This window comes from Synechococcus sp. GFB01 (assembly GCF_001039265.1).
In the GTDB taxonomy this organism is placed as follows: Bacteria; Cyanobacteriota; Cyanobacteriia; order PCC-6307; family Cyanobiaceae; genus NIES-981.
On record NZ_LFEK01000085.1, the window covers coordinates 1 to 7,112 of the forward strand.

The window sequence follows — 7,112 nt, forward strand, 5'->3', positions numbered from 1 at the left end:
CTCGGCGCCGCGGCGGCTCCAGAGCCGATCGAACCGCCAGGCGCCCACCAGATCGGCTGCCGTGAGGCCGGAGCCATGCCGGCGGCTGCGGTCTTCCAGCGTCAGCAGCCTGGCCCCATCCGGCAGCTGGCCGGGCTGGGGCGGGGCGGTGTTCGGGGAGGGGGCGGCGTTGCACATCACTTGGTGACCCCTGAGGGAGGGCGGCGAAGCGNCNGGGTNGGGTTCTNCCCTAGGTTGGAGCTGGACCCGGATGATCCGTTGCCGGCCTGCGAGCAGGTTCGTGGACCTCACCCCCTTTCTCGGCAGCCTCGAAGGCACCACCCTGGATCAGGTGCTGCTCTCGGTGGCGATCAGCGGCAAGGTGGCGATCGCGATGAAGGGGCGGTTCCTGCTGCGATCGGTGTGTGAGTCGTTCCAGGACCGCACCCGCATCGGCTGCGCGGTCACCGACGAGCCCACCTGTCTGGCCTATCTCGCCCGGGAGCCCTACGAGCTGCTGATCTGCACCGACTATCTGGAGACCGGCAGCGGCTTCGAGCTGGCCCGCAAGGCCCGTGCCGTGCAGCCGGCCCTGAAGGTGGTGGTGCTGGCGCTCGGCGATGTGATCCCGGCGCAGTACGTCGACGCGCCGTGGCTCGAGGCGGTGGTGGCGGAGGCCGATGTGATCGGCGACCAGCGGCCGCTGCAGGCCGCCGTGATGGCGGTGATGGGGCAGCACAGCTACCGCAGCCCGTCGCTGCGCTCCGGCAATCTCCCCTACCTCAGCTGTCCGCGGCTCACCCCGCGGGAATACGAGGTGCTCGACCTGCTGGCCAGCGGCCTCACCGACCGCGAGATCGCCGAGAAGCTGGTGGTGAGCGAGGAGACGGCCAAGACCTACACCAAGCGGCTGCTCAAGACCCTCGATGTGAACAACCGCCTGCAGGCGGTGCTCAAGGGCATGCGCTGCGGCATGGTGAAGCTGTGAACCGCGGCGGCCCCCAGCCGCTTCCGCCCCAAAGCGTCCGGGCGATCGGAACCGGAATTGTCCCCGTATGGGGGGATCGCTCGCCGGGCGGTTGGACCGAGAGTGATTCCAGTGGCCCCAAGGGTTCTGCGCTGTTCCACCAGCCGCGGATCCGCCTGNCCCCCAGGCGCTCCGCGACTGCTCACGGCCTGCCCCGCAGCTCACCGCACGCATACACGATGACAACCCCAGTCTCTGGGCCGAACCTCACCATCGGTGAGCTGGAAGCCAATTATTCGCTCTACTGCAAGGCACTGCGGCTGTTGATCCGGGAANGCAAGTCGATCGCCAAGGTGCGCCGCACCGTGTGCTGGCAGCGGCTCGAGATCCTCCACAACTGCCTGCCCGGTCAGTACCGCGAGCCCGATTACCTCTTCGCCCTGCTGCAGCGTGAGCAGCAGGGGGCCCGCTGAAGGCCCTGCCTATCGTTGGTGTCCGTCACGCCTGGAGGACACTGCCGATGCAACGGTTGCTGCCGGCCCTTGCCGCCGCGCTCCTGGCGGCCCCATTCCAGGTGGCCCCATTCCAGGTGGCCCCCGTCCAGGCGGCCGCTCCCGACACTCCCCAGCCGCCGGGGTCGGACCAGGCCAACCCCGCGGCCAACCCTCAGGAGCAGCAGATGCTCGATCGGATCCGGCAGCTCAAGGGGGAGCAGTGGCGCAGCTTCGGGGCCTGTCGCTATGCCTGGGCCCGCTGGCGCATGGGGGAGAACGGCGTGCGGATCACCCAGCTGCAGTGCGGCCCCGAGTTCGCCGAGAAGGGCATCGTGGCCGTGCACTGCGACACGCTGCGGATCAACCGCAAGATGGGCGAGGCGGCCTGGGAAACCTGGCGCCTGCCCCTCTCGATCGACGAATCCAGCAGCTCCGGCGGTGAGGACCGCATGGTCGCCGCCCTCTGCGCCAATCTCAAGCCGGTTCCGGCCCCGGCCCCGGCCCCGGTGCCGACGCCGCCCGCCGCACCGGCTTCGGCACCAGCACCAGCCAAGCCCGCACCGGCGCCGCCTCCTGAGGCCAAGCCCGGCCCGGCCAAGCCGGCCACCTGAAGCGAGCGCCGCTCAGCTGCCGGCGCGCTCCAGCTTCAGCACCCCACCGCGCCAGCACTCCATCAGCTGGCGCTGCACGTGGTGCTCCTCGCCTTCGGGCTGGCGCAGCACGAAGCTGCCGTCGCTGCGCATGTCCCAGGCGGAACGGTTGTCGCCGAAGTAGAGCTCCATCAGCTGCTCCAGCAGGTTGCGCAGGTCCGGATCCTCGATCGGGGTGAGCGCCTCCACGCGCCGATCGAGGTTGCGGCCCATCAGATCTGCACTGCCGATGAAGATCTCCGGGGTGCCGCCGTTGCCGAACCAGTAGAGGCGCGAGTGCTCCAGAAAGCGGCCGATCACGCTCACCACGCTGATGGTGTCGCTCACGCCCGGCAGGCCGGGCACCAGGCTGCACATGCCGCGCACCAGCAGTTCGATCCGCACGCCCTCCTGGGAGGCTTCGTAGAGCAGCTCGATGATCGCCGGGTCCACCAGCGCGTTCATCTTGGCCTTGATGTGACCGCCGCGGCCGGCGCGGGCATGCTCGATCTCGCGGCGGATCCGCTCCTCGATCCCCCGGCGCANGGTCACCGGGGCCACCAGCAGTTTGCGGAAGCTCTGCTGCTTGGAGAAGCCGGTGAGGTAGTTGAACAGCTCCACCAGGTCGGCCCCGAGTTCGGGGCGGCTGCTCAGCAGGCCGAAGTCGGTGTAGAGGCTGGAGGTCTTGGAGTTGTAGTTGCCGGTGCCGATGTGCACGTAGGTGCGCAGATCCTGCTTCTCGCGCCGCACCACCAGGATCACCTTGGTGTGGGTCTTGAGGCCGAGCACGCCGTACACCACGTGCACGCCGGCGCTCTCCAGCTGGCGGGCCCACTGGATGTTGCTGTCCTCGTCGAAGCGGGCCTTCAGCTCCACCAGGGCCATCACCTGCTTGCCCTTCTCGGCGGCGCGGATCAGGGCGGCGATGATCGGGGAGCCCTTGCTGGTGCGGTAGAGCGTCATCTTGATCGCCAGCACAGCGGCATCGTCGGCGGCCTGGTTGAGGAACTCCTCCACCGAGGTGGCGAACAGATCGAAGGGGTGGTGCAGCAGCACGTCGCGCCGGCGCAGCACCCGGAAGATGCTCTCGAACTCCTCCTCCTTGATCGAGCCGTCCTGCAGCTGGCTGCGCTGGGCCCGGGCCAGGGCCTTGCTGGTGCGGCCGGCGAAGGGCTTGTCCCTGAGATCCGGCAGGGGGATGGACAGCAGGCCCATCAGGTCGTCGAGGCCGANGGGGCCGTTGATCCGGTAGAGGTCGGCGGCTTCGACGCCGGTGCCCTCGATCAGCTGCTGCACCACCCGCTCGGGCATCTCGTCGGCCACCTCCAGGCGCACCACCTCGCCACCGAGGCGCCGCTTGCGCAGGCCCTCCTGCAGGGCGTCCATCAGGTCGTCGGCTTCCAGGTCGCGCAGCTCCAGGTCGGCGTCGCGGGTGATCCGGAAGAAGTAGTGCCCCTCCACGGTCATGCCNGGGAAGAGCAGCTGCAGGTTGAAGGCCACCAGCTGCTCCAGCGGCAGCCCCACGAACACCGGCTGGGGATGGCGCCCGCTGAGCTCGACGGGCACCGGCACGAAGCGCGGCAGCAGCTTCTGCGGCACCTTGATGCGGGCGAACTGTTGCTGGCCCGTGTCCGGATCGCGGATCTCCGCCGCCACGTTGAGGCTGAGGTTGCTCATGAACGGGAANGGGATGGGCCGGGTCCACCGCCAGCGGCGTGAGCACCGGGAAGATGGCGCGCCGGAAGTAGTCGTCGGCCCACGCCCTCTGGCCGTCGTTGAGCTGGCGGTAGTCGAGCAGCTGCACGCCGTACTCGGCCAGATGGGGCTTGAGGAAGTGGCGGTAGTGCTGCTGCTGCTGGGCCAGCAGCGGCCGCAGCTCCGCCTGGATGGCATCGAGCTGCTGGCGGGGGGTGCGGCCGTCGTCGCTGAGGCTGGTGACGCCGGCCTCCAGCTGCGACTTCAGCGACGCCACCCGCACCATGAAGAACTCATCGAGGTTGTTGCTGAAGATGGCGCTGAACTTGGCCTGCTCCAGCAGCGGCGTGCGCTCATCGAGGGCCTGGGCCAGCACGCGACGGTTGAACTGCAGCCAGCTCAGTTCCCGGTTGATGTAGAGCTCCGGGGGCAGAACGGGCTGACTCATCTCNGCTGGCTCATCACNGACGGGCCTGGCGGCGGGGGCGGCGCGGCGGTGGCGGGGAGCCCCGACCCCCTGCCCGGGACCTTACGACGTCTGCCGGGAACTGCTCCCCTATGGGGGTATTGGGGGCGACGCCACCCTCCTAGCTTGGCGGCATCAACCCATCAGGAGGGTCAGCCATGGCCCACTCCCCGCCCCGGGATCGCCAGCCCCACAGCCGGCCATCGGCCGATGCCGGCCACTGCCTGGGGCGCACCTGCATGAAGTGGCGCGCGACGGTGAACTCACCGATCTCGATCTGCGCCTGATCCTCGAGCGCCTCGGGGCCGTGGATGCGGCTTTCGGTGCGGCGCTGGCCCGTGAGCGGAGCCGCGCCGACGAGGCGGCGGCCTGAACCGGCCCATCCCCCCGAGCGCGCCGATGCAGCCGCTGCCTGCTCCAGCCCACGCGCTTCCCGGCGACGCGGTGCTCGCGGCCCTGGAGAGCGACGCCGTGCTCGGACTCAGCTCCGCGGAAGCGGAGCGGCGGCTGCAGGCTTTCGGCCCCAACAGCCTCTCCAGCCGTGGCGGCAGACCCGGCTGGCTGAAGCTGCTGCTGCAGTTCAACAATCCGCTGCTGATCACCCTGCTGGTGGTGGGGCTGGTGAAGCTGCTGCTCGGGGATGGTCGCGACGCCCTGGTGATCTGGAGCGTCACGCTGATCAACGCGGTGATCGGCTTCGCGCAGGAGAGCAGGGCCGAGAGCGCCATCGCCGCCCTGGCCCGGGTGGTGCCCACCGAGGTGGAGGTGGTGCGCGGCGGCCGCCGCCAGCGCCTCGACTCCGGCCAGCTGGTGGTGGGGGATCTGGTGCAGCTCGAGGCGGGGGCGAGGGTGCCCGCCGATCTGCGGCTGCTGCGGGGCCGCAACCTGCACACCGATGAGTCGGCGCTCACCGGCGAATCCCTGCCGGTGGGCAAGGGCACCAGCGCCGTGGCGGTCGACGCCCCCCTCGCCGAGCGGGTCGGCATGGCCCATGCCGGCAGCTACGTCACGGCGGGCCGGGGTCTCGGCCTGGTGGTGGCCACCGGCGATGCCACCGAGGTGGGGCGCATCTCCACCGCCCTGCAGGGGCAGATGGATCTGAGCACGCCGCTGACGCGCAAGTTCGCGCGCTTCAGCCGCACGCTGCTGCAGGTCATCCTGGTGCTGGCCGGCTCCACGTTCCTGGTGGGTCTGGCTCGCGGCCGCGATGTCGAGGAGATGTTCGACGGTGCCGTGGCCCTGGCGGTGGGAGCGATCCCGGAGGAGCTCCCCGCGATCGTCACGATCATCCTGGCGATCGGTGTGCACCGCATGGCGAAGCGGCGGGCGATCATCCGCCGGCTGCCGGCGGTGGAGGCCCTGGGCGGCACCACGGTGATCTGCTCCGACAAGACCGGCACCCTCACCCAGAACCGGATGACCGTGCAGCACCTCTACGGCGGCGGGGAGCTGCTGGCGGTGGAGGAGCTCTGGCCCGGCGAGGAGCATGGCGGGAGCAGCAGCAACCTGGCGCTGCAGGAAACCCTCCTGGCCGGTCTGCTCTGCAACGACGCCCGCCCCAGCGGTCTCGAGGGTCTGGTGGGGGATCCCACCGAGACGGCGCTGCTGGTAGCGGCCGATGCGGCCGGCATCGATCGGCAGGCGGCGCTGGATCGTCATCCCCGCCGTGACGCGATCCCGTTCGAATCCGAGCAGCAGTTCATGGCCACCCTGCACGGCAGCGAGCGGATCCTTGTGAAGGGGTCGGTGGAGGCGGTGCTGGAGCGCTGCAGCCGTCAGCTCGATGCCAGGGGTGAAGCGGAGCCGCTCGAGAGGGCCGCGATCGAGGCGGCGGTCGCGGCGATGGCCGCCCGCGGCGAGCGGGTGCTGGCCTTCGCGATCGGCCAGGCGGATCCGGCCCAGCAGCGGCTGGAGCACCACCACGTGGAGGCCGATCTGGATTTCCTCGGCCTGCAGGGGATGCTGGATCCACCGCGCCCGGAGGCGATCCGGGCCGTGGCGGCCTGCCGGGCGGCCGGCATCCGCGTGAAGATGATCACCGGCGACCATCTCGAAACGGCCCGGGCGATCGCCCGCCAGATGGGCATCGGCGACACCGCCCTCGATGGCCGTGAACTGGCGCGTCTGAACCCCGCGGCGATCGCCGCGCTGGTGGATGAGGTGGACGTGTTCGCTCGCGTGGCACCGGCCCAGAAGCTGCAGCTGGTGCAGGCTCTGCAGGCCAACGGGGCGGTGGTGGCGATGACCGGCGATGGCGTCAACGACGCGCCGGCCCTCAAGCAGGCCGACATCGGCATCGCGATGGGGGCCGGCGGCACGGAGGTGGCGCGCGAGGCGGCCGCCATGCTGCTCACCGACGACAACTTCGCCACGATCGAGGCGGCGGTGGAGGAGGGGCGCACGGTGATTCTCAACCTGCGCAAGACCCTCGCCTTCGTGCTGCCGGTGAATGGCGGCGCCTCGATGACGATCCTGCTCGGGGCGGTGCTCGACACACCGCTGCCGGTCACGGCCCTGCAGGTGCTCTGGCTGAACATGATCTGCTCGCTCACCATGTCGATCGCGCTGGCCTTCGAGCCGATCGCTCCCTGGCTGATGCAGCAGCCGCCGCGGCCGCCCGAGCAGCCGCTGCTCAGCGGTGGTCTGATCCGCCGGGTGCTGGTGGTGTCGCTGTTCAACTGGGCGGTGATCTTCGGACTCTTCTTCTGGAGTGAGCAGCGCCACGGCGATCTGGCCATGGCCCGCACCATGGCCGTGCAGGGGCTGGTGCTGGCCCACCTGGTGTATCTGGTGAGCATCAGCCAGCTGCGCCAGGGTCTGCTGGCGCTGCCGCGGCAGGGCTGGCGGGCTCTCCTCCAGGCTCCGGCGGTGCTGCTGGGGAT

At 70.2% G+C, this 7,112-nt stretch carries 5 protein-coding genes and 1 pseudogene; 5 read left to right on the plus strand and 1 reads right to left on the minus strand.

Going from position 1 to position 7,112, the window contains the following annotated elements; translation table 11 throughout:
- The first annotated feature begins 280 nt into the window (after nt 1-280).
- From SYNGFB01_RS09450 to SYNGFB01_RS14950, 3 genes are all read left to right on the plus strand, one after another.
- A complete protein-coding gene (locus SYNGFB01_RS09450) occupies nt 281-967 on the plus strand; it encodes a response regulator transcription factor (RefSeq protein WP_048017836.1) in 687 nt (228 codons plus the stop codon).
- Nucleotides 968-1,185: 218 nt separating this feature from the next.
- Nucleotides 1,186-1,419 (plus strand): DUF3136 domain-containing protein, encoded by a 234-nt coding sequence (locus SYNGFB01_RS09455; protein WP_048017837.1) that lies wholly within the window; start codon nt 1,186-1,188, stop codon nt 1,417-1,419.
- A 47-nt stretch (nt 1,420-1,466) separates the two neighbouring features.
- Nucleotides 1,467-2,051 carry a hypothetical protein gene (locus SYNGFB01_RS14950; protein ID WP_200900093.1) on the plus strand — a complete coding sequence of 195 codons (585 nt, stop codon included), beginning with the start codon at nt 1,467-1,469 and terminating at the stop codon, nt 2,049-2,051.
- 12 nt (nt 2,052-2,063) lie between these two features.
- Here the strand turns inward: SYNGFB01_RS14950 and ppk1 are convergent.
- A pseudogene (gene ppk1 / locus SYNGFB01_RS09465) lies at nt 2,064-4,212 on the minus strand (polyphosphate kinase 1).
- 262 nt (nt 4,213-4,474) lie between these two features.
- Here ppk1 and SYNGFB01_RS15940 point away from each other — a divergent pair.
- Nucleotides 4,475-4,603, plus strand: a complete 129-nt coding sequence (locus SYNGFB01_RS15940; RefSeq protein ID WP_255347548.1) for a hypothetical protein — start codon at nt 4,475-4,477, stop codon at nt 4,601-4,603.
- Between the two features lie 26 nt (nt 4,604-4,629).
- The coding region (locus SYNGFB01_RS09470; RefSeq protein ID WP_048017839.1) for an HAD-IC family P-type ATPase at nt 4,630-7,112 on the plus strand (2,483 nt) is incomplete at its 3' end.